Source organism: Amycolatopsis sp. CA-126428 (genome assembly GCF_002904335.1).
Taxonomy (GTDB): Bacteria; Actinomycetota; Actinomycetes; order Mycobacteriales; family Pseudonocardiaceae; genus Amycolatopsis.
In genome coordinates this window covers 1-23,330 of record NZ_PPHF01000090.1, presented here as the reverse complement: position 1 = coordinate 23,330, position 23,330 = coordinate 1, and the positions used below count along the sequence as shown (strand labels likewise).

The window sequence follows — 23,330 nt, the reverse complement described above, 5'->3', positions numbered from 1 at the left end:
GCGAGAGGAGCCCGTCGTGAGCAATGACCAGAAGGTGTTCGTGCCGTCCCAGCCGCTGCCGCCCGCCCGGACCGGGGTGCTGACGCCGTTCGAGCCGGGCACCCGGATCCTCGAGGCCGGCTTCCGCCTCGCCCCGCCGTTCCGTCCGCTGCCGGTCGACGTCGTCTTCGAAAAGGACGTCGCGGTGCAGCTGCGCGACGGTGTGACCATCCACGTCGACGTGTTCCGCCCGGTCGGCACCGAGCCGGTGCCGGTGCTCGTGGCGTGGAGCCCGTACGGCAAGGGGCAGGGATCTTCGGCGAGCGTCATGGGCGTTTTCGGCATGGTCGGCCTCGACAACGGGATCGTGTCGGGGCTGGAGAAGTTCGAAGGCCCGGACCCCGCCTACTGGTGCGCCCGGGGCTACGCGATCTGCAATCCCGACATCCGGGGCGTCGTCGACTCCGAGGGCGACAGCGTCCTGTGGGACCGCCAGGAGGGCCGGGACTGCTTCGACCTGATCGAATGGCTGGCGCAGCAGCAGTGGTGCACCGGCAAAGTCGGCATGAGCGGCACGTCCTACCTCGCGGTCTCCCAGTGGTTCACCGCCGCCGAGCAGCCGCCGCACCTGGCGGCGATCAACCCGTGGGAGGGCGTCAGCGACGTCTACCGCGACCTGGTGCTGCGCGGCGGGATGCCCGACACCGGGTTCACCCGCCAGCTCCAGGAGGGCAGCTTCTTCGGCAAGAACCGCAAGGAGGACCTCCTCACCGAGGCCGGGCTCCACCCGCTTGCGGACGACTTCTGGGCGCACAAGGTTCCCGACTTCGACCGGATCACCGTGCCCGCCTACGTCGTGGCCAGCTACTCCAACACCCTGCACACCGCCGGTACCTTCCGGGCCTGGCGACGGATGGCCAGCCCCGAGAAGTGGCTGCGCATCCACAACACCCAGGAATGGCCCGACTACTACGACGAGGCCAACGTCGAGGACCTGCGCCGCTTCTTCGACCACTACCTCAAGGACGTCGACAACGGCTGGGAGCGCACCCCCCGGGTCCGCTATTCCGTCCTCGACCTGCAAGGTGGCGACCAGGTCAACCTCCCCGCGGACACCTTCCCGCCGGCCGACGTCACCGCGACCAGGTACTACCTCGACGGCCGCACCCGCACGCTGACGACCACCGCCCCCACCGGCGAGGCCGCCGTCTCCTACCCGGTCGCCGCGAACCCGGCCGCGGTGTCCTTCCTCGCGCGCTTCGACGAGGACACCGTGCTCGTCGGCTACCCGAAGGCGCACCTGTGGGTCGAGGCCCGCGACGCCGACGACATGGACCTGTTCGTCCTCGTGCAGAAGCTCGACGCCCACGGCACCCCGCTGCAGGCCTTCACCGTCCCCAACCGCACCGCGGTGGTCCACGACCTCACCGACCACGGCGCGTCGATCCTGCGCTACAAGGGATCGGACGGACGGCTGCGCGTCTCGGCCCGGCACCTGGACGAGAAGCTGTCCACAGAAGACGTGCCGGCCCACAGCTTCGACCGGGTCGAGCTCCTCGCCCCCGGCGAGATCATCGACGTCGAGATCGACCTGCTCCCGATCGGGCTGTCCTTCCGCGCCGGCGAGCAGCTGCGCTTCGTCGTCAGCTCCCGCAACCTGCTGGGCACCCTCATGCCCGGCATCCAGGAGTACACCGGCGCCAACCGCGGAGAACACGTCATCCACACCGGCGGTGACCACGCCTCCTACCTGCAACTGCCCGTCCAGACCCGCTGAAGGGACCACCATGAGCAGCGACACAGCAACCCGGGTCCGACTGGCGGGTGAAGAGGACGACAGCGCCATCGACCGGTTCGAGGTCCGCGCCGCCCAGCGAGCCCTCGCGCTGCTCAAGGCCAAGCTCGGCCGCGAGCGCCTCCTCGACCTCCTCGCCGACGAAATCGCCGCGGGCGAGTCCTACCTGCGCGACCACGTCGCGCGCTCGGCCGGCGAGGAGACGACCGGCACGACCACGCTGCACGCGCACGGCATCACCGCGGCGCAGTTCACGAGCTGGCTGTCACAGGCGTTCGGGCGGGAGGACGTCCTGCTCGCCGGACACCCGGAGCACTATTCCATCCACGCCGGCGGCAGCCGGGTCAACATCGTCGAGACCCTCGGCGACCACGTCTGCTCGTTCTACATGCGCGAATGGGACGAGGCGACAGCCCAAGCCGGCCCCGGTCCGACATACGGCCGCCGCTCGCGCATGGTGCTCGAGGACGGCACGATCGTCGGTGGCATCACCAACTCGTTCGCCGACGTCGAAGGCGGATTCACCGCCAGCCTCTCGGTGACTCTCCCGGCCTCGTGCGGCCCGACGGTGATCGAGCACCACCTGGAGCACTTCGCGGTGGAGTTCCACAACTGGATCCTCCGAGCCACGTCGGAATCGTCGGCACGCTCCGACGGCTGAGCTCAGGCCTCCGGGACTGTCCCGGTGAACCCGGCCTTCGGCAGCAGACTCCACCACGAACCGGAACTACTCGTCGAAGCCGAGCTCAGTACCGTCGACGCACTCCGGTCGGCGACTGTCCTGCCCACGCAGCGTGTCTACGTCGCCATCGAGTAAGCCGACCTCGTCGTACATGTGCGGGATTTGCAACGGTCACCGAGCGTCGGCTGTTACACGCCAGGTCATCGTGACAATGGTGCCGTAAGCGTTGGTCTCGACCAGGGCTTGATCAGCCAGGCTGTGGATCAACGGTAACCCTCGGCCGCCCAGGAGGCTGGCGCGGGGAACCGGTTGCCATCGGCCGAGGTGACGTTGGTGCGCTGGGAGATGGTTCGCAACGCGGTGAACGCTGCCGCGACGGTCCAGCCGCACACCAGCACTAGCATCCCCTTGGCTGGCTCGATGACGGCTAAGGGCGCGTTCTTCCGCCCGCAGGGGCCCTGCGCTCGACATTGCGCCGATCAGACGAGCAGCTTTACCGGCTCACCACCGCTCGCACCCAATATACGGAACATACGCGTTCCAGACTCTTGTGCCATAGCGGCGTCTACCTCATACTGCTACTCAGGGTTCACCGATGAGCGCACCCCTGAGACAACATGGCCCCGATGACCGTCGACAGACCGTTCCGGCTCCACGGTCGGCGGCGACAGCCTCGGTCTATTCGGCGCTTCTCCAGGCGATCCTCTCGAACGATGCGGCTTCCGAACCGGGGCTTAACTCCACGGTCGGTCTGATAGTCGCGGATTTCTTACGTGCATCAGCGATGCCGTACGTCGATTGTTCGCTGAATATATTACCTCTCGATCTGCCGTGGTTCGACCTCTTTCACTCCGCCGGCAAGGCATCGACATGCCTGTTGTCAGAGCGCATACCCGACCACGGGCATCGTGATTCCCGGCCAGCCAACCCAGCCCCGGGATCGCTCTATATCGAGGCTTCCGGCCGTTGAGGCGCCATGAAGTACACGGCGAAGCCCCGGTAGATCAGCCTGTTGCATCCGTAAACAAGACCAATGACGAGACAGCATTACGGCACGACCTTGACTTTGCGGCAGTGCGGGACTGTCCTGTTCATCACGGACGCTCGCCGCGGATGGCCGTACCCGGCGGCGGGACGGCCGTGCACTGCCGACGCAAAAGCCGGGTGCTTCCGATGGGCTCTTTACCACCGACTCCAGGGAACGCCGGGCTCCTTTCCTCGCGTCGTTATCTGGATCTGCGACCTTTCGATCTTGGAGACGCAAATGGGAAGACACTGGAGTCGCCTGTTCGCCCTATCCTCACTCCTGCTCGGCTCGCTGACCGCTACCGCGCCCCCAGTCGCCGCCGCAGTGGCTGATCCCGCCGCATTGGTCAACCCGTTCCTGGGCACGTCCCACGAGGGCAACACCTTTCCCGGCGCCGACGCGCCGTTCGGCATGGTGCAGTGGAGTCCTGACACACCGTCGCGGCCGGCCGGTGGGAATTACGCCTACAGCGACGGCACCATTACCGGGTTCAGCCTGACCCACCTTTCGGGCCCGGGCTGCAACGCGATGGCCGACGTCCCGATCCTGCCGACCGTCGGCGCCGTGGACGGCTCGGCGACGTCTGGCTTCTCCCACAGTTCGGAATCGGCGAGTGCGGGCGCCTACACCGTCTCCCTCGGCAACGGCGTCAAAACGGAACTCACCGCCACGAGCCGGACCGGCATGGCGCGGTTCACCTTCCCGGTGACCGGCCAGGCCAACCTGCTGTTTAAACTGGGCGCCGCCGCCACCTCCACCACCGGCATCGACTTCACCGCTGTGAGCCCCACCGAACTCCGCGGCTCGGTGACCTCCGGGCACTTCTGCGCCTCCAGCCCTACCTACACCCTGTACTTCACGATGCTGTTCGACCGCCCATTCACCTCGAACGGCACGTTCACCAACGGCGGTTCGGTCACCTTCGACGCCTCGGCGAACCAGACGGTACAGGCGAAGGTCGGCTTGTCCTACGTCTCGGCCGAGGGCGCCCGGGCCAACCTCACGGCGGAAAACGGCGGCTGGGACTTTGCCGGCACCCGGCAGGCCACCAAGGATTCCTGGAACGCGCTGCTGCGCCGGGTCCAGATCTCCGGCGGCAGCACCGACCAGCAGACGGTATTCTACACCGCGCTCTACCACGCGCTGCTACACCCGAACGTGGTCAGCGACGCCGACGGACGCTACCGGGGCTTCGACCACCAGGTGCACGCCGTCTCCGGCGGCCAAGGCGCGCAATACGGCAACTTCTCCGGCTGGGACATCTACCGCTCGCAAGCGCAACTGATGGCGCTCGTGGCGCCACGACAGGCCGGTGACAGCGCCCAGTCCCTGGTCAACGACTACGCCCAGGGCGGCACGCTGCCCAAATGGTCGCTCAACGAATACGACACGTACGTGATGAACGGCGACTCCGCGCCGACCATCATCGCCGACTACTACGCCTTCGGCGGCCGTAACTTCGACACCGTGGCAGCGAAAAAGGCCATGGTCGCACAGGGAACTGTCCCCAACTCGATCCGGACGGGGCTGGAGTACCTGTCCAACTACGGCTACCTGCCCTCCGACGCCCAGTACCCGTATGGGTTCTACGGCTCGGTCGCGACGCTGCTCGAATATTCGACGACGGACTTCGCGATCGGCGCGTTCGCCGGGGCGCTGGGCGACACCGCGACGAAGAGCCAGTTCGTCAACCGGTCGCAGAACTGGCGCAATGGCCTGAACCCGGCCACCGGCTTCATGCAGCCGAAGCTCAAGAACGGGGCCTGGCGCGGCGGATTCGACCCCGCGAGCGGAGACCAGTTCGTCGAAGGCACGTCGTGGCAGTACACCGGCATGGTCCCGTTCAACGTCCACGGCCTGGCCGACGCCATGGGCGGCAACGCGAAACTGACCACCTATCTCGACAGTGTCCTGGCGGACCTGCACGGCGCCGGCGGAACCCACGCCGACCTCGGCAACGAGCCCTCGATCGAGCTGCCATGGGAGTATGCCTACCTCGGACAGCCGTGGAAGACGCAGCGGATCGTCCGGCAGGTCCAGAACCAGATGTGGCCGAACGCGCCGTCGAACTGGAGCGTCGGCAACGACGACCTCGGCACGATGAGCGCCTGGTACGTGTGGTCGGCGATGGGCCTGTTCCCGATGACCCCGGGCACCTCGGACCTGGTCATCGGCAGCCCGCTGTTCCCATCGGTCGCCGTCACCCTCGCCAACGGCGCCACGATGGCCGTCAACGCTCCCCATGCCTCGGCCGACGCGCCCTACGTCCAGACCGCCACCCTCAACGGCGCGACGTGGAACAACGCCGACGTGCCGTCCGGCTTCGCGACCGACGGCGGCACGCTGAACCTGACGCTGAGTACGAGCGCCAACACCTCGTGGGCCAGCGGTGCCTCGTCGGCGCCGCCTTCCTACGGAGGCGACAGCGGTGCTCAGCCGCCGGCCACGGTCATCGGCCCGACCGGCTCTCTCGCCTCCGGGATCACCGGGAAGTGTCTCGACGACGCGGGCGGCAGCAGCGCCAACGGCACCCACGCCCAGATCTACGACTGCAACAACACCGCTGCTCAGCACTGGACCGTGCCCGGTGACGGCACCGTGATGCTGTTCGGCAAGTGCCTCGACATCAATGGTGGCGGCACCGCGAACAACACGCTCGTCCAGCTCTGGGATTGCAATCTCAGCAATGGGCAGCAGTGGGTCCCGCAGCCCGCCACTGGTGCGCTGCGCAACCCGGCCTCGGGGCGCTGCCTCGATGATCCCGGTGGCAGTACCGCCAACGGAACGCAGCTGGTGATTTGGGACTGCACTGGTGCCGCCAACCAGCGCTGGCCCCTCCCGAAGACCAGGACCGGAGCCGTCACGTCGGCCGGGACGGGCAAGTGCCTGGACGACGACACCGCCGCCACGACCAACGGGAACCGGATCCAGATCTGGACCTGCAACGGCTCGACGGCCCAGTCGGTCCACCTCCCCGGCGACGGCACGCTGCGGCTGTACAACCGCTGCGTCGACGTCACCGGCGGCGGAACCGCCAACGGCACGGCCGTCGTGCTGTGGGACTGCACGGGCGGCGGCAACCAGCAGTGGTCACCGACGAACGGAACGCTGGTGAACCCGGCGTCCGGCAAGTGCCTCGACGATCCCGGCACCAGCACGACCGACGGCACGCAACTGGTCATCTGGGACTGCGCCGGCGGCCCCAACCAGCAGTGGACCCTGCCGTCGCCCTGAACGTCCTTCCGTTCCCTCCCCCCGATGAAGTTCTGAAGGAGATCTTCCATGCGTCCGCAACGCCGCGGCTCCACGCTCCGCCGGCTACTGTTTCTGCTCCTGTCCATCCTGCTCGCCACCGCGACGCTCATGGCGACCGCCGCGCCCGCCGGCGCGGCCAGCACCACGATCGCCGTCAACGGCGGCAGCACGGGCCGTACGTTCGACGGCGTCGGCGCGATCAGCGGCGGTGGCGGTAATTCCCGGCTGCTGATCGACTATCCGCCCGCGCAGCGGGCGCAGCTCCTCGACTACCTGTTCAAGCCCGGTTACGGCGCCGCCGTGCAGCTGCTGAAACTCGAGATCGGCGGCGACGCGAACTCCACCGACGGCTCCGAGCCCAGCCACCAGCACGTGCGCGGCGACATCAACTGCAACGCCGGCTACGAATTCTGGCTCGGCGAACAAGCCGTCGCCCGCAACCCGGGAATCAAGCTCGTCGCGCTGCCGTGGGCGGCGCCGGGCTGGATCGGCGATGGGAACTTCTGGTCCCAGGACATGATCGACTACGACATCTCCTGGCTGGACTGCGCGAAGCAGCACGGCCTGACCATCAGCTACCTCGGCGGCTGGAACGAACGCGGCCACGACAAGACCTGGTACAAGAACCTGCGCGCGGCGCTGAACTCCCGCGGCTACGGCGCCGTGCAGATCGTCGGTGACGACAGCGGCTGGAACACCGCCGACGACATGCTCTCCGACAGCGGCTTCAACAACGCGGTCGGTGTGGTCGGCTCGCACTACCCGTGCGGCTACCTCTCCGACGCGACCACTTGCTCCTCGACCGTGAACGCCGTCGCCACCGGCAAACCCCTGTGGGCCAGCGAATTCGGCTCCCAGGACTTCAACACCGGCTCGGCCGCCTACATCCGTACCATTACCCGCGGCTACCTCGACGGCCAGATGACCGGCTTCATGAACTGGCCGCTGATCGCCGCGTTGTACTCGAACCTGCCCTACAACACCGTCGGGCTGGCCACCGCGAACACCCCCTGGTCAGGTACCTACGAACTCGGCAAGAACCTGTGGGCCAACGCGCAAGTGGCCCAGTTCACTCAGCCGGGCTGGAAGTTCCTCACCGGCACGGCGAGCGGCTACCTGGCCGGCAACCGCGCGAACGGCAGCTACATCTCCCTGAAGCCCGCCAACGGCAGCGACTACTCGACGATCTACGAGACCACCGGCGCGACGGCCGCCCAGACCGTGAACGTCACGGCCTCAGGCGGGCTGAGCACCGGCACAGTGCACGTCTGGTCCACCGACCTGGGTTCGTCGAACCCCGCCGACTACTTCGTGAAGCAGGCAGACGTCGCTCCAGCGTCGGGATCATATTCCCTGACCCTGCAGCCGAACCGGATCTACACGGTCACCACGACCACCGGCCAGGGCAAGGGCACCGCGGCCAGTCCCCCGGCCGGAAACCTCGGTTTGCCCTACTCGGACAACTTCGACGGCTACAGCTCCCGCAGCGCCGCGAAGTACTTCTCCGACATGCAGGGCTCGTACGAAGTCCGCCCCTGCGCGGCCGGGCGAGGCGGGCAGTGCCTGCAGCAGGTCGCGCCGGTCCGGCCGATCAACTGGCAGGACGACAGCGACGCCTTCACCCTCGTCGGCGATCCACGGTGGAGCAACTACACCGTCAGTACCGACGTCGACCTGCAGCAAGCGGGCACGGTGACCCTGCTCGGCCGGGCCAACACCCAGAACCGGCCGCAGAGCCACCAAGCCGCCTACCAGCTACGCATCGCCGACACCGGCGCCTGGTCCATCGCGAAGAACAGCAGCGGCGGTGTCCTCACCACCCTCACCTCCGGCTCCCACCCGGCGCTGGGCCTCAACACCTGGCACAACGTCAAGCTCGGCTTCAGCGGCAACCAGATCACCGCGACCCTCGACGGCGCCACGCTCGGCACCGTCGCCGACACGGCGTTCACCACCGGCCTCGCCGGCGTCGGGGTCGTGGGCTACCAGACCAACCAGTTCGACAACTTCAGCGTCACCCCGAACCCGGACGGCAATTTCGGCGGGATCCTCAAGGGCCAGGAGTCGGGGCTGTGCGCCGACGTTCCTGCGGCGAGCCAGGCCAACGGCACCGCCATCGCGCTGTGGGACTGCACCGGCGGCGCCAACCAGAGCTGGACCGCTACGCCTGCCAAGCAGCTGATGGTCTACGGCACCAAGTGCCTCGACGCCCGTGCCGGCGGCACCTCCGACGGAACTCCGGTTCAGATCTATGACTGCAACAACACCGCTGCCCAGCAGTGGACGGTCAACGCCGACGGCTCGGTCATCAACACCGGGTCGGGCAAGTGCCTCGACGCGACCGGGCACGGCACCACCAACGGCACCGCGCTGGTCCTCTGGGGCTGCACCGGCGGCGGCAACCAGAAATGGGCCCGCGCCGCCACCGTCGGCATTCTCAAGGCCCAGGAATCAGGCAAGTGCGCCGACGTCCCGGCGGCGAACCAGGCCAACGGCACGATCCCGGCGCTGTGGGACTGCAACAACGGCAACAACCAGGAGTGGACGTCCACCACCACCAACCAGCTGAAGGTGTTCGACACCAAGTGTCTCGAGGCCGCCGGTGGCGGCACGGCCGACGGCACCACCGTTCAGATCTACGACTGCACCGGCGCCGCCACGCAACAGTGGCGCGTCCAGGCCGGCGGAGCGGTCGTCAACGTGGGATCCGGCAAGTGCCTCGACGTGACCGGCCACGGCACGGCCAACGGCACTCCGTTCGTCATCTGGACGTGCAACGGTGCGTCGAATCAGAAGTGGTCGCGTAGCTAGGTAGTCAGCGACCACATTCGCCGCCACGGCGGGAGCGGCTCAGCGCCGCCGCTCCCGCCGTGGCCACGATTGCGCCCGAGAAAGGCTTATTCAAGCCATTCACCGCCGCAACGGATTTCCGTTACCGGACAATTTTGTCAAGTAGAGACAGAATGCGCCGTGACGATTGACACCGACGGCAGGTGAGGTGAGACTGAATTGGAGAGCGCTCTCCCGCATTTGCCCCACCGCTTGTCCCGATGGCGGCTGGAATGCCCCAAGTACGCGCCGCCTCGAAAACTCGACCGAGGCGCACCACCCGAACCGCCGACGACCGGGCACGTTGACCGACAACGATGTCGAAGTTGGAGATCTTCATGTACACACATCGCCGTGACGCAGCCCGGCGCTGGCTCCGGGTCGCCTGCTGCCTCGCCTTGACCGCTTCGCTCGCTCCCGGCGTGGCTTCCGGTTCCCCCCTCGACGGACCACGACAAGTCACTCAACCCGCTGCGACCGGCCGGCCCACCCTGCGATTTGCCGACGCGAACGCTCAATCGACGCTGGGCGCCGCATACACGAAGGCTCTGAACAATGTCCTCGATATCAACACCGTCCGCTACGACCCGGCCGTATACAACCAGTCGGGCCTGTTGACCGATCCTCCGGGAACATTTCTACGCGCGGGTGCCGAATACCCGCAGCCGTGGACCAGGGACGCATCGGTCAACTCGTGGAACGCGGCGAGCCTGCTCGATCCCGCCACCGCCGCGAACACCCTGTGGTCGGTGGTCCGCAGGCAGGCCAACGGCCAGTTGATACTCCAGCAGGACGACCAGTGGTGGGACCAGGTCGTGTGGTTGACCGCCGCCTTGAACCACTACCTGGTCACCGGCGACCGAACCTTCCTGGCCAACGCGTATCAGACCGCCGTCGACACTCTGAACACACGCAAAAGCGCGAACTTCAACTCCACCTACGGCCTGTTCCAAGGCCCGTCGTTCTTCAACGACGGCATCGCGGGCTACCCCGCCCCACCGGCCGACGGCACCGAAAGCAAAGGCGGCTTCGTCGGCTCTTACCCGACCGACAAGCTCATGACGTTGAGCACCAACACGCTGTATTACTCGGCATTCCGCAGCGCAGCCATGATGGCATCCGCCCTCGCCCGGCCCGCCGCCGAAGTCACGGCCCAAAACGCGGCAGCGGACGCCCTGAAGTCGAGCATCAATCGGCACTTCTGGATCCCCGCCAAAGGCACCTACGGTTACCTGATCCACAACGGTGACGGCGGCCCGACCGGCGCGCTGGATCCCTCCGAGGAGGGCACCGGCCTCTCGTTCGCCGTCCTCTTCGGCATTGCGAGCACCGCCCAGGCCCGGTCGATCATGCAGAACGCCCACGTTCAGCCCCACGGCATCGTGGACGTGTACCCGCACTTCCCCCGTTACGACGACAGCCGACCCGGCCGGCACAACGTCAGCGTCTGGCCGATGATCCAAGGCTATTGGGCCGAAGCCGCCGCCAAAACCGGCAACCAGGCCCGCTTCGCCACCGAAGCCACCACACTCGCCGCACTCGCCAACACCAGCGGCGGGTTCTACGAGATCTACAACTTCCTCTCCGGCGTCCCGGACGGCGGCTGGCAAACCGGTGGCCACTGGGGACCGGTGCGGGACCAGACCTGGTCGGCGACGGCCTACCTGCGGATGGTGGACAACGGCCTATTCGGGATGAACCTCACCCCGGACGGCATCACCTGGACACCGACGCTGCCGTGGGGCTGGGGCGAGGTGACCCTGTCCGGGCTGCACTACCGGGCAGCGAACCTCGACGTCACCTTGCGTGGTTCCGGCAACATCATCGCCTCCTTCAAGGTCGACGGGGTCGACCGGTCCGACCACTTCCTGCCCGCCACCCTCAGCGGAACTCACTCGCTCGTGATCACCATGACCGACCACCAGCCCAGCGCCGTCAGCGGCTACGGGGGCTTGTGCCTGGACGTGCGCAACGCGAGCAGCGCGAACGCCACCCCGATCCAACTCTGGACCTGCAACGGCAGTGCCGCCCAGCAGTGGACCACCGACCGGGCCGGCAACACCCTGCACGTCCTCGGCAAGTGCCTCGACGTCAACGGCGGCGGCACCACCAACGGCACCCTGGTGAGCCTCTACGACTGCAACGGCACCGACGCGCAGGTCTGGGTGCCCCGCCCGGACGGCTCGCTGTACAACCCCCAGTCGGCCCGGTGCCTGGACGTACCCGGGTGGTCCACCACCTGGGGCACCCAGGTGCAGATCTGGGACTGCACCGCAGCCGCCAACCAGCAATGGGGACTGTCCACTTAGGAATTGTGCTTACTGCGAGCAGGAGGATGGATGATGAACGGGTTGAAAGCTGCCTGCGTCACGATCACGGCACTCGCGTGCACGGCCGCATTGCCGGCGGTGGCCGAGGCAACAAGCATGGCTGCCGCTGCCGCTGCCACGGCGGCGGCAGCCACGCTGCGGGTACTGCCCTTGGGTGACTCGATCACCTGGGGAATCGGCAGCAGCACGGGGAACAGTTACCGGGCGTTCCTCTCGGATCGGCTACGGGCCGAAGGACACGCGGTCGACATGGTCGGCAGCGGACGCAACGGTGACATGGCCGATCCGGACAACGAGGGCCACTCCGGCTGGCGCATCGACCAGATCGCCGGCATCGCCGACTACACCCTCGCCCGGTACCGGCCCAACGTCGTCACCCTGGAGATCGGCACCAACGACCTCGGGCAGCAGTACCAGGTGCCCACGGCGCCGGACCGGCTGCACGCCCTGCTCGACCAGATCACCCGCGACGCCCCGGATGCGACCGTGCTGGTCGGCTCAGTGATCATCTCCACCAGTTCCACCGAAGAACCGCTGCGCGGGCCCTTCAACGCCGCTATCCCCGGCATCGTGCAACAGGAGCAGGCCGCGGGTCGGCTCGTCCGCTACGTCGACATGAGCGCACTGAACACCGCCGACCTGTCAGATGCGTTGCACCCCAACGACAACGGCTACCGCAAGATGGCCGACGCGTTCGATGCGGGCATCCAGGCGGCCGACAGCGCCGGATGGATCAAGCCGCCGGGCACCGCCGGACGCGCGGTGCGTTCGGGCATCGCCGGAAAGTGCCTGGACGTCAACGCCGGCGACAGTGCCAACGGCACCATCGCGCAGATCTGGGGCTGCAACGCGACCGTCGCCCAGCTTTGGAGCAACTTCCCCGACGGAACCATGCAGGCTTTGGGCAAGTGCCTCGACGCCACCGGCTACGGCACCGCGAACGGGACGGCGGTGGCCATCTGGGACTGCCACGGAGGCAGCAACCAGCAGTGGCAGCCCTACAACGGCGGCTACCGCAACCCCGCCTCGGGCCGATGCCTGGACGACCCCGCTTCCTCCAGCGCCGACGGCACCCAGCTCGTCCTGTGGGATTGCAACGGCGGCCCGAACCAGAAATGGACGCCCGCCTCCGCCTGACCGCACGAGCAGATCGGTTGACTGATGGAAACCCACAGATCCTCGCGACGGAATGCACAGTGACAGCGTCCCCAGCCAGGGTTACGGCGCGTCTCCGGTCGCTACCGCTCCCTGTCGCTGCACTCCGACGACGCCGAAGCGAGAGGCTGGGCGTCGATCGACGGCGGCGTGGCCGGCGATGAGATCTGGCTGGACCGGTGGACGGCGGCCGTATCTGGAGCTCGGGAAGCAGACTCAGCGACACCATAATCCCGTCCGGCAGCACGGATTGGGGGACCCTGATGTTCACCATCGACGACTGGAACGCCCAAGGGATCGGAGCCTTGCGACCCTGCGGCCAGTGGCACAGCCATCACGTGCACCGCGTGGGCGCGAACCACCTGGAACGCCGGTGATCGGCGGACCCCGGCGGCCACCGCCCTGACGATGTCCTACGAACACCACCAGCTGAACCTAGACCTTCCGATCGACGATCTTGAGGAGGCACTATGCGCACGTCTCGACCCCGGGTGTCCCGTTCGCTCCTCGCCGCTGCCTCCGCCCTCCTGCTCGCCGTCGGCGGGGCGCAGGTGGTGCAGGCGGCCGCCCAGCCCTGGATGAACACCGCCCAAACCCCCGAGCAACGCGCCGCCGAACTGTTGGCGGCGATGACCCAGGCCGAAAAGCTGACGATGCTGCACGGCGGTGCGTCCTGCGGCTACGTCGGCTGCGTCGACGCCAACCCCCGCCTCGGGATCCCCGCCCTGCACCTGCAAGACGGACCGGCCGGGGTCGGCGACGGCGTCACCGGCGTCACCCAGCTCGCCTCCCCCGTATCCGGCGCGGCGAGCTGGGACACCGGCTTGATGCGCCAGTACGGCGAGACGATAGGCGCCGAGCAGTGGGGTAAAGGCACCAACGTCGAGCTCGGCCCCACCATCAACATCGTGCGGGACCCACGGTGGGGCCGCGCCTTCGAGTCGCTGGGCGAGGACCCCTACCTCGCCGGACAGCTGGGCGCCGCAGACATCCAGGGCATCCAGAGCCAGGGCCCGATGGCCCAGGTCAAGCACTACGCCGTCTACAACCAGGAAACCAACCGCAACAGCAGCGCCGACAACGCGATCGTCAGCGACCGCACCGAGCGAGAAATCTACCTGCCCGCCTTCGAAACGTCGGTGAAGACCGGCGGTGCCGACTCCGTCATGTGCTCCTACTCCGCGATCAACGGACCGTTTGCCTGCGAGAACGGCCCGCTGCAGAACACGATACTGAAGAACGAATGGGGCTTCGGCGGCTTCGTCACCGCCGACTGGGGAGCCACCCACTCCACCGTCGCCTCGGCCAACAACGGCCTGGACATGGAGATGCCCGACAGCCGGTATTACGGTGCCGCGCTCACCACCGCGGTGAACAACGGCCAGGTTTCCCCGGCCACGATCGACGAGCATGTCCGGCGCATCCTCACTTCGATGTTCCGGCGCGGGCTGTTCGACCACGCCCAGACCGGCACCCTGGAGACTACGGTCACTTCGGCCGCGCACACCGCCCTGACCCGCCAGGTCGCCGCGGCGGGCACAGTGCTGCTTAAGAACGCGGACGCGACGTTGCCGATCACGTCCGCCACCAAGTCGATCGCCGTGCTCGGCAGCGGCGGCGACGCCGCCCCGCTGTACCAGGGTGGCGGCAGCGCGGGCGTCAAGCCCAGCAGTGCGATCAGTCCTTTCCGAGGGATCCAGGCGCGCGCCGGCTCCGCTGCTGCGGTCACCTACACCTCCGGCAGCACCTCCGGACCGATTTACGGTCTGGCCGGCAAGTGCGTTGACGTCGCCGCGGCCGACGACACCAACGGCACCCCCGTCCAGCTCTACGACTGCAACAGCAGCGCCGCCCAGATCTGGACCGCCGGCGCGGACGGAACCGTGCGGGCGCTCGACAAGTGCCTGGACGTCGCGGGCGGCGCCACTGGCGACGGCACGAAGATCGAGCTGTACGACTGCAACGGCACCGGCGCCCAGCAGTGGTCGGTCTCCGGCGGCTCGCTGGTCAACCCGGCGTCCGGGAAGTGTCTCGACGTGCCCGCCGCCAACCCCGCCAACGGCGTCCACCTGCAGCTTTACGCGTGCAACACGAGCCCCGCGCAGAGCTGGCGGGTGACGGGCAGCGCCACCGCGCACGACCAGGCGGTCGCCGCGGCCCGCGCTGCGAACCTGGCCGTCGTGTTCGTCGGCCGCTTCGAGGCCGAAGGCAGCGACCTGCCCGATCTGAACCTGCCCGCCGAACAGAACCAGCTGGTCGCCGACGTCGCGGCCGTCAACCCGAATACCGTCGTCGTAGTGAACAGCGGCTCGGCCGTGACGATGCCGTGGGCCGGCTCGGTGCGCGGCATCATCGAGAGCTGGTACCCGGGCCAGGAGTACGGCAACGCACTCGCCTCGATCCTCTTCGGTGACGTCAACCCGTCCGGCAAGCTGCCGGTCACGTTCCCGGCCTCACTCGCCGACGTCCCAGCGCACACCGCTGCCCAGTGGCCGGGGCAGAACGGCAGCGTGCAGTACTCCGAAGGCATCGACGTCGGATACCGCTGGTATGACCGTCACGGCATCGCGCCCCTGTTCCCCTTCGGGTACGGACTGTCCTACACCACCTTCCGGTACGCCAACCTGACCGTCAGCGCCCCTGCCGCCACCGGTGTCACCGTGGCCTTCGACGTCTCCAACACCGGCACTCGTGCCGGGTCGGAAGTCCCCCAGGTCTATGTCGGGCAGCCGGCGAGCACCGGCGAACCGGCGAAGAACTTACGGGGCTTCAGCAAGGTCACGCTGAGCCCGGGCCAGACCCAGCGGGTCACCACCACGCTCGACGCTCGCAGCTTCCAGGCATGGACCGGCGGCTACTGGACCCGGACCGCCGGCAGTTATCAAATCCAGATCGGCGCGTCTTCGCGCGACATCCGGCTCACCGGCAGCGTCACGCTCGGCGGGTCCGCGCCGATCGTCGGCTATCAGAACCTGTGCGCCGACGTCCGCGCCGCCGCCGCGGCCAACGGTACCCCCGTCCAGATCTACACTTGCAACAGCAGCAGCGCGCAGAGCTGGACCGCCCAAGGCGGCACCCTGCAAGCCCTCGGCAAGTGCCTGGACGTCACGGCGGGAGGTACCGCCGACGGCACGCCGGTGCAGTTGTACGCCTGCAACGGCAGCGCGGCGCAGGTTTGGCAGCCCCGCAGCGACGCTTCGGTGCTCAACCCGCAGTCGGGTAAGTGCCTCGACGATCCCGGCTCGTCCACCATGCCCGGCACGCAGCTGGTGATCCGGGGCTGCACCGGCGGCGCCAACCAGCGCTGGACGCTCCCCTCCTGAGCCCGCCCAGTCTCCACCCGGTGCCGACCTCATGATCCCTCGTCACCTGTCAGCTACGCAGACGAGCGTTTCCTTGCCGTTGACCAGAGCGACTCTTCCCAGTCGCATAGCCGCGGTTACGCCGACTGGCTGCCCTGGCAGGCGTGGTCGTGACCGCCACGGCGGTGACCCTTACGACCGGGGCTCCACCCAGCGTCGCGGCCCCCCGTCAAACCTGCGCCGATGACAACGTCGTGGACGGCCGCGGCCACCGCGAACATAGCCAACCCGTTGCCGGAATACCCCCGGCCACAGATGAGCCGTGCGGATTGGCAGAGCCTCGACGGTGAACGGCAGTTCGGCGCCGCCTCTGCCGGCCAGGTACCTCCGGTGAACCAGACGCTGCCGGAGCGGATCAACGTCCCCTAACCGGCGGAGTCGGCACTGTCGGGCATCCAGCGTCATCTGGACCAGATGTGGTACCGCAGGTCCTTCACCGTGCCTTCCGCCTGGAACGGACGTCGCACGCTGCCCAATTTCGGCGCGGTCGATCAGCAGGCGACGGTGCACGCCGACGGTAGCCAGGCCGATGCCCACACCGGTGGCTACGCCGCGTTCCAGTCCGACATCACCCCTTACCTGCGCGCCGGCTCCAACGAAATCATTGCGGTGTCTACGACGCAATCGTGGCCCGACAGGATCGCCGCCCGGCGGCTACGGCGCTGACGGTGCAGTCGTGTTGAAGCTCGCGTGACGGTTTGAGCTACGCGATCGCGATGATCGTCCTGCGCGACCCGGCAGCGGCGGAAGCGAGCCGGCGCGCTCGCGCTCGAGTCTCGCAAGCACACCAACGTCTTCACGTGATAGCACCGGCGGTCGTCGGCACCGACAGCATGCATTGGCGCTTCCTGGCCACGCTCTGGCCGCCACCGACGCCGAGCGGGGGTCCCTTACCGGGCAGCTCTCAGCGCGCTTCGCATATTCGCCCGGTCGCGCGCGACACATTTCGAGGCAACGAAGAGACCGACCGCAGCGATCAGCAGACCTACGGGGATGACGATTGCCAAGCTTAGATGCAGGCCGTACGCGGCTGCGGCTCTAGTTCCGAGGTCTCGCGCCGACGCCGCGAAGCGATCCGACAGGGCACCAGCCATCAACGGTCCCAATGCACCTCCGAGCAGGTACGACGCAGCGAAATACAGAGCCATGGCGGTGCCGCGGAGGCGAGGTTCGACGACATCGGCCACGGTCGGGTAAGCGGCGGTGAAATACAGGTACTGCAACAACCAGCCCGCGGAAAAGACGACCACGAACATCAGGGGCATTGTGGCGTCGACGAGGAACGCCGCAGCAGTCAGCGGGACGGCCCCGAGAAGACCGTATGCGCCGGTAAGCACCCGGCCTGCAGGTGAGCGACGGCCGGCACGGTCAGCGATGCGACCGCCGACTGTCAACCCCACCAGGCCGGTAACGCCGATCGTGACGCCGGTGAAAGCGCCTCCGACAGCCAGGCTGGTGCCGAAGTGCCGCTGGAACAGCGGGACGCTGAAGGTCGCCACCGCGTACGAGGCGATCTGGGAGCCCAGACCCGCGACCACCAGCCACCACAAGGTGGGCACCCGCATCAAACTGCGGAACGGGGTGCCCACCTGAGCCGTGGCCACCGGTGCGGATTCGGACGCGCCTCGTGCCGGTTCGCGAATGAACGCCAGCGCACCCGCTACAGCCAAACCGGGCACCGCCGCGACGAAGAAGGCAGCTCGCCAGCTGCCGAATGCTTCCGTTATCGAGCCGACGGTGAAGAACGCGAGCACCAGTCCGACCGGCAAGCCCAGCTGCCACTGCCCAGTGGCCCGAGCTCTCCGATCCGGCGGATAGAGGTCGGCCACCAGGGAGTTGGTCGCCGGGGCGAAGCTGGCTTCCCCCATGCCGAGCAGCAGCCTGACAACGACCAAAGCCGCGAAGCCGCCGACGAGCCCGGTGACCGCGGTGAGCAGGCTCCACACCGCCAATCCGGCAGACAGGATCACCCGCCGCGATCGGTGGTCAGCCAGCCGTCCGAGCGGGATGCCGACGACGGCGTACACGACTGTGAAAGCGGCGCTGATCAAACCGATCTCGGCGTCGGACAGACCGAACTCGGCTTTGATCGGCTCCACCAAGATGGACGGAATGGTGCGGTCGTAGAAGTTGAGCAGGTTGGCCGCGAACAACAACGCGAGCACCCACCCTGCCCGGCTCGTTGCTCTCGGCAGCGGGTCCAGTGCTGTCCGCCGTTGGTCCTCGGTGGCCATGCGGTCCTCCTGGCGGCGCGCTCTGCACTGAACTGAGCCAGCAGTATGGATCGCCAGTCAGCGACACACAAGACTCTGGAACGTACACGTTCCTGAAATGTTGCCCGGTATCGAAGACCTCGGGATAAGGTAGCGAGTCGGATCGGCACAAGGACGGATGCTGTGGAAGAACGCGAGGACAAGACTGAGCGCGGGGAGACCTACGCAGGACAGTCACGGCAGGAGCGCACCGCTGATCGGCGCAGCCGGATCACAGAGGCGGCGGAGGAACTGTTTGCCGCCCGAAGCTATGACGACGTGACGGTCGCCGATGTCTGCGCGGCGGCGAAGGTGGCGAAACGCTACTTCTACGAGCACTTCGCCGACCGGGCCGACCTGCTCATCACCGTCCACCGCGAACTGAACGACTGGTTGCTGGCCGAAATCTCCGCTGTGGTGCCGAAGCGGCCCGAAGACCTCGAGCAGCTACTACGACCGATGATGCAGGCGCTCGTCACCACGCTGTACAAGCATCCGACTCGCGCGCGCGTCATCTACATCAACGCACCACGCATGGAACTGCGGCGACGCGGCCTGCTGCGCAAAGACGCCGAAGTCGTCGGTCGCCTGGTTCGCCGCGTCGTCGGCCGCCAACGCGACCGGCTGCGATTCGAGCGGATCTTGCTGGCGCTTGTGGCCGGCGTGAGCGAGGTCGTCATCGATTGGCTCCACCGCGGCATGACCGACTCGCCCGAGGTCCTGGCCGACCACCTCAGCGAGCTCGCTCACTCGCTGCTGACCACCCTCATGTAGACGAAGCACGGATCGGGTCGACCAGGGACCCTGCACCGCCGTGACCCGGACAACGGCAGAGACGCGATAGCAGCATGCTCGCCCGCCCACGAGCGAGCATGCTGCTATCGCCGTTGCCAGCCTCCGTGTCCGTCTTGGCCGGACATCGACCCGACCGGACTCCGAGCTACGGGCGCTCGACCAGATACACCAAGGCCGTTCCGGCACCCTCCGGGCCGGCGACGTGCACCACGTGCCCGCCAGCAGTCAGCGACAGCGGACGCGTTCGGTGAACACCTGCCGAACCGCCCACGTAGCCCAGCTCGACCTCGTCGACGTAAGTATCGAAAAAGGCGGTGCCTTCGAGTTTGTACTCGAAGGCATAGGCCCCTGCGGCCGGTGGACTCACTTCGAAGTACGTGGAGCCGGTCACCTGGCCGATGAGCTGGCGCGTCGGCGAAGCCGCGACCACTGTGGATGGAGCTTCGGCCACAGAGCGCAGGAATGAGGCCGCAGCTGCCGTCGGTGTCGCGCAGGCTGCCAAGATCGCAACACCCAGGACCAGTGACGGTGGGCCTGCTTTAGCCGGTTTCCGCATGTTCACGATTAAATCGTCTCCTGTCTCATTCGGCTGGGCAATCGAAGGCGCGGTTGCAGCCCGGCGTTCGCCTCAGGCGCCGGGCAGCGACCAGCGCTGTCCCGCGGTGCCGTTGCAATCCCACAGCGCTACGCGGGTTCCGTCGGTGCTTGACGACCCAGGGTCGTCGAGACAACGTCCGGACAGCGGGTTGCGGTAACCACCGTTGTAAGGCTGCCATTGCTGGTTGTCGCCGCCCGAGCAGTCCCAGAGCGTTACCGCGGTCCCGTTCGCGTTGCCGTAGCCGTTGACGTCAAGGCACTTGCCCAGGGCCCGAAGCGTCCCGTCGGAATACACCTTCCACGACTGCGCCGCCGTGCTGTTGCAGCCCCAGATCTGCACGGCAGTGCCGTTGGCGTTGCTGCCGGCGTTGACATCGAGGCACTTCCCGCCGATGGCGGACCGCACCGGGCCAGAGCCGTCGGTGGCGTTACCGCCGGTGGTCCGCGAGACCACGCGGAACTTCTGGCCGGTCGAGTCGTTGGGTGCCCACTGTGCGAACTGCATTCCCGGGGCGGTACTGCCGGCGGGATCGTCGAGGGCCAGCTTGCTGTTGCGGTTGTAGAACGACCAGGTCCCGTCCGGGTTGGCCACCGGCTTCCAGAGATCGTTGCCCGCCCAGCCGTTGCCGGCCGGCCATTGGACGATAGGTGCTCCCGGTTTGCCGGATTCGGCAGCGACGTTCAGCAGCTGACCACTTCCGACGTTCTTGATCTGGTAGTACCCGTTGCTGCGGAGTTCGAAGATCCACGACGCGCCGGCGGACCCGTTGTCGGGGTTTTGGACGATGGGTGCCGCATTGGCGGTGGACCCGCCCTGCACTGCCAGCGAGAGACCACTGGCGATGTTTTCGAGTTTGTAGTTGCCAGTGAATGGAGAAGGGGCGGCGGTCGACAGGTCCTGGAACAGTCCCACCATGCCGTTCATCTCGAACGCATCCGGGTTGGGCTCGTTCGTCGGCCTGGTCCACTCGTTCCAGGTGAGGTTGGCGCCGTTGCGCATGTTCCAGGCCTGAGTGGCGTTGGAGCGCATGTAGCCGTCGTACGTGCCGCACGTGTTCGTGTCGGTGCAGAAGTCACTGATGCCCTTGAAAAGCCAGTATTGGTACGACGAGCCGCGGCCGGCGTTGTTCGACACGATCGGGACCGTGTTCAGGAAGTGGTCGGCCGTCCGCTGGGCGTCGTCTCGGTACCGGGCATTTCCGGTCACCCGGTACAGGAAGTCAGCGGCTTCGATGAATGAGCCCGCGTTGTACGCGTTGTCGGAGGCCTGCAACTCGGTCGACCCGTTGGGACCGTTCGGAAACGCGATGCACTCGTTGACCACACCGGTCGCAGCGTTGACGAGCTTGCTTCTGACCCAGTCGTAGATCGTCGTCGCCTTGGTCAGGTAGGCGCCGTCACCGGTGACCTGGTACAGCGATACCGCAGTGCTGATCATCGGGTTGTTGCTGAGTGAGCATTTGCTGTACTTGGAATTCATTTCCTCCCAGATCCCGCCACCTCCCTCACCAGTCCATCCCCGGTCGTATGTCTTGTTCCATTGATCGGCGGCCAGGTTCAGCAAGGTCTGGTCTCCGGTGGCGAGGTAACCGCGCAGGACGGTGGTGATCATCCACGCCAGGTCGTCGTTCCAGGTGGCCCATGAGGTCCAGTTGGTGCCTTCGTACTTGAGGAAGGTGCCGATCAGATCGCGGACCCTCTGGCGATCGGCCGCGCTGTGCGTGCGCTCGTACACGTCCTGCGCCACCTGGATGTTCAGCGCAGCGACCCACGTGCCGGAGCGCTGGGTGCCGATGCTTTTCAATTGATTGGTGTAGTAAGTTTCGCCGTTGGCTTGAACCAGGAAACTGTCATTCCATGCTTGGAAGACGTAGTCGGGCGACGGCAGTGCCGCTGCCTGCGCCGGGGGTGCGAGCGTCGTGATGCCGGCCGCGGCGAGCGCGAACGTCGCGCACCCGGCCACGAACTGCTTGAGTTTGTTCATGTGGCAAAGCCGATCTTCCGGTGTGTGCAGTGAGGGGTGATGCTGGTACCGGAGAGACCGCCGGCCCGTGACGCGACGGCCTCTCCGGAGCTTCAGGAGGTGGCGGCCGCCCGTTTTCACTGGCGTGCCGTTGCTTGACTCGGCCACGAAACCGCTGCCGGAAACTTTCGGGCAGTAGCCATCCTATGGTGGCGGCAACTGTAGTGTCACTGTCACAACAAGACAGAAACAACTGCACAACCGTGTCGCGATATACATCTCTACAGGAAGATTTCTGCGCGCCAATCCATTCAGCTCTAATATCTTAATGCGCGGCGACTAAATTGCATCGGCGACGTACGTCGACAGGCCCACCATTGCAGGCTCGCGTTTCCGGATTCTTAGGCCAGGCGGTTACCCGCCGGAGGACACCGGACTGGAACGGGGTGACTCAGTTCCCGGCCGTTCACCGGCGGTCGAGGTGACAGCGAGCTCGTTGGCGGCGCCCGAGCAGTTCCGCGACAGGGCTACGGCTACCCCCGTTCGCATGCCCGTCGCGCTCATCACGGGCACGGATGGCGCATCCGGTCTGCCGTGTCGGCCTACAGCCATGTCATCCTCCGGTCGCGGTGTCGCTCGCCAGTGATTTCGATCACGTACCTCTCTGCAGTATGCGGATCGACAGGCGATCACACAAGAGTCAGGAACGTAGACGTTCTAGATTGTCAACCTTTCGCCGCGCCTCCGCCGGGCGACACCGCCGACCGACGACGAGCGGGCCCGCTACAGGCAAGCCGCGCGGCGCAGCCGTTCCTGATTGATCGGGCACCGCGTCCACGCGGGCAACACGATTGCACGAGACAACCTGACATACGTCTAGACCATTGACCCACTCAGCGGCGTAAGTCTACCGTCGGATGCCGCTCCCTTGAAGATCTCCGTCCGCGACACCTGTTCGGTGCGCGCTACAGTTCCGCGGTGTCCGCAGCATGATGACACCTCGTGCGCCGGGTGGATTGTTGCCCCGAACGGCGGAGTTCAGCTCTTGGAGCACCCACCTCAGACAAAGGAGTCGCCGGTGCGAACTCGAAGGAAACCGACTGCGATCATCGCCGCGCTCGCGGCGGTCGCGGCGACGGCCGTGTGGGGCGGCACTACTCCCGCCGCCGCCTCCGGCCCCGCGCTCCTGCCGTTGTCCATCACCAACAACACCGGCCGCGGCGACGCCGTCTACCTCTACGTGCTCGGCGTCAACCTCAGCACCGGCCGGCTCGGCTACGTCAACGCCGGCGGCACCTTCACCGCGTGG

General features: G+C 67.0%; 13 protein-coding genes and 1 pseudogene. 10 read left to right on the top strand and 4 right to left on the bottom strand.

All coding sequences use genetic code 11. The features are described 5' to 3' along the window. Window positions 1-16: 16 nt before the first annotated feature. Entirely contained in the window at window positions 17-1,756 is a 1,740-nt protein-coding gene (locus C2L58_RS24355; RefSeq protein ID WP_103339929.1) for a CocE/NonD family hydrolase, read from the top strand. A 10-nt stretch (window positions 1,757-1,766) separates the two neighbouring features. Further along, on the top strand, window positions 1,767-2,435 hold the full coding sequence (locus tag C2L58_RS24350) for a hypothetical protein (RefSeq protein WP_103339928.1): 669 nt from the start codon (window positions 1,767-1,769) through the stop codon (window positions 2,433-2,435). Between the two features lie 284 nt (window positions 2,436-2,719). On the opposite strand, the gene C2L58_RS24345 is transcribed toward C2L58_RS24350, so the two are convergent. Beyond that, complete coding sequence (locus C2L58_RS24345) at window positions 2,720-2,878, bottom strand: ANTAR domain-containing protein (RefSeq protein ID WP_255410560.1); 159 nt, start codon at window positions 2,876-2,878, stop codon at window positions 2,720-2,722. Window positions 2,879-3,489: 611 nt separating this feature from the next. On the opposite strand from C2L58_RS24345, the gene C2L58_RS24340 reads away from it, so the two are divergent. From C2L58_RS24340 to C2L58_RS49875, 6 genes are all read left to right on the top strand, one after another. Next, window positions 3,490-6,717, top strand: coding sequence for a lectin (locus C2L58_RS24340; protein ID WP_369904234.1), 3,228 nt, complete (start codon window positions 3,490-3,492; stop codon window positions 6,715-6,717). A 48-nt stretch (window positions 6,718-6,765) separates the two neighbouring features. Next, window positions 6,766-9,549: a ricin-type beta-trefoil lectin domain protein gene (locus C2L58_RS24335; protein ID WP_103339925.1), complete on the top strand. Its 2,784-nt coding sequence runs from the start codon at window positions 6,766-6,768 to the stop codon at window positions 9,547-9,549. A 632-nt stretch (window positions 9,550-10,181) separates the two neighbouring features. Then, window positions 10,182-11,876, top strand: a complete 1,695-nt coding sequence (locus tag C2L58_RS24330) for a ricin-type beta-trefoil lectin domain protein (RefSeq protein ID WP_199191417.1) — start codon at window positions 10,182-10,184, stop codon at window positions 11,874-11,876. A gap of 30 nt (window positions 11,877-11,906) precedes the next feature. After that, complete coding sequence (locus C2L58_RS24325) at window positions 11,907-13,034, top strand: SGNH/GDSL hydrolase family protein (RefSeq protein ID WP_199191416.1); 1,128 nt, start codon at window positions 11,907-11,909, stop codon at window positions 13,032-13,034. A gap of 488 nt (window positions 13,035-13,522) precedes the next feature. After that, window positions 13,523-16,375, top strand: a complete 2,853-nt coding sequence (locus C2L58_RS24315) for a glycoside hydrolase family 3 C-terminal domain-containing protein (protein ID WP_103339923.1) — start codon at window positions 13,523-13,525, stop codon at window positions 16,373-16,375. 453 nt (window positions 16,376-16,828) lie between these two features. Further along, window positions 16,829-17,080, top strand: coding sequence for a sugar-binding domain-containing protein (locus C2L58_RS49875; protein WP_255410556.1), 252 nt, complete (start codon window positions 16,829-16,831; stop codon window positions 17,078-17,080). Window positions 17,081-17,304: 224 nt separating this feature from the next. Here C2L58_RS49875 and C2L58_RS24305 read toward each other — a convergent pair whose 3' ends face one another. Beyond that, window positions 17,305-18,648, bottom strand: coding sequence for a spinster family MFS transporter (locus C2L58_RS24305; protein ID WP_199191414.1), 1,344 nt, complete (start codon window positions 18,646-18,648; stop codon window positions 17,305-17,307). Between the two features lie 162 nt (window positions 18,649-18,810). Between C2L58_RS24305 and C2L58_RS24300 the strand changes: the two genes are divergently transcribed. Next, on the top strand, window positions 18,811-19,440 hold the full coding sequence (locus C2L58_RS24300; protein ID WP_103339922.1) for a TetR/AcrR family transcriptional regulator: 630 nt from the start codon (window positions 18,811-18,813) through the stop codon (window positions 19,438-19,440). 166 nt (window positions 19,441-19,606) lie between these two features. Here the strand turns inward: C2L58_RS24300 and C2L58_RS24295 are convergent, their stop codons facing one another. Both C2L58_RS24295 and C2L58_RS49870 read right to left on the bottom strand, forming a co-directional pair. Beyond that, window positions 19,607-20,023 carry a hypothetical protein gene (locus tag C2L58_RS24295; protein WP_146073661.1) on the bottom strand — a complete coding sequence of 139 codons (417 nt, stop codon included), beginning with the start codon at window positions 20,021-20,023 and terminating at the stop codon, window positions 19,607-19,609. Window positions 20,024-20,089: 66 nt separating this feature from the next. Beyond that, window positions 20,090-22,042 (bottom strand): RICIN domain-containing protein, encoded by a 1,953-nt coding sequence (locus C2L58_RS49870; RefSeq protein ID WP_103339920.1) that lies wholly within the window; start codon window positions 22,040-22,042, stop codon window positions 20,090-20,092. A 1,057-nt stretch (window positions 22,043-23,099) separates the two neighbouring features. On the opposite strand from C2L58_RS49870, the pseudogene C2L58_RS24285 reads away from it, so the two are divergent. After that, window positions 23,100-23,330, top strand: a pseudogene (locus tag C2L58_RS24285) (sugar hydrolase); the annotation flags it as partial.

Coding starts and splice junctions, on each gene's coding strand:
- C2L58_RS49870 (WP_103339920.1), bottom strand. CDS start 22,042: ATGAACAAACTCAAGCAGTTCGTGGCCGGGTGCGCGACGTTCGCGCTC.
- C2L58_RS24315 (WP_103339923.1), top strand. CDS start 13,523: ATGCGCACGTCTCGACCCCGGGTGTCCCGTTCGCTCCTCGCCGCTGCC.
- C2L58_RS49875 (WP_255410556.1), top strand. CDS start 16,829: ATGTGGTACCGCAGGTCCTTCACCGTGCCTTCCGCCTGGAACGGACGT.
- C2L58_RS24350 (WP_103339928.1), top strand. CDS start 1,767: ATGAGCAGCGACACAGCAACCCGGGTCCGACTGGCGGGTGAAGAGGAC.
- C2L58_RS24325 (WP_199191416.1), top strand. CDS start 11,907: ATGATGAACGGGTTGAAAGCTGCCTGCGTCACGATCACGGCACTCGCG.
- C2L58_RS24335 (WP_103339925.1), top strand. CDS start 6,766: ATGCGTCCGCAACGCCGCGGCTCCACGCTCCGCCGGCTACTGTTTCTG.
- C2L58_RS24340 (WP_369904234.1), top strand. CDS start 3,490: ATGACGAGACAGCATTACGGCACGACCTTGACTTTGCGGCAGTGCGGG.
- C2L58_RS24305 (WP_199191414.1), bottom strand. CDS start 18,648: ATGGCCACCGAGGACCAACGGCGGACAGCACTGGACCCGCTGCCGAGA.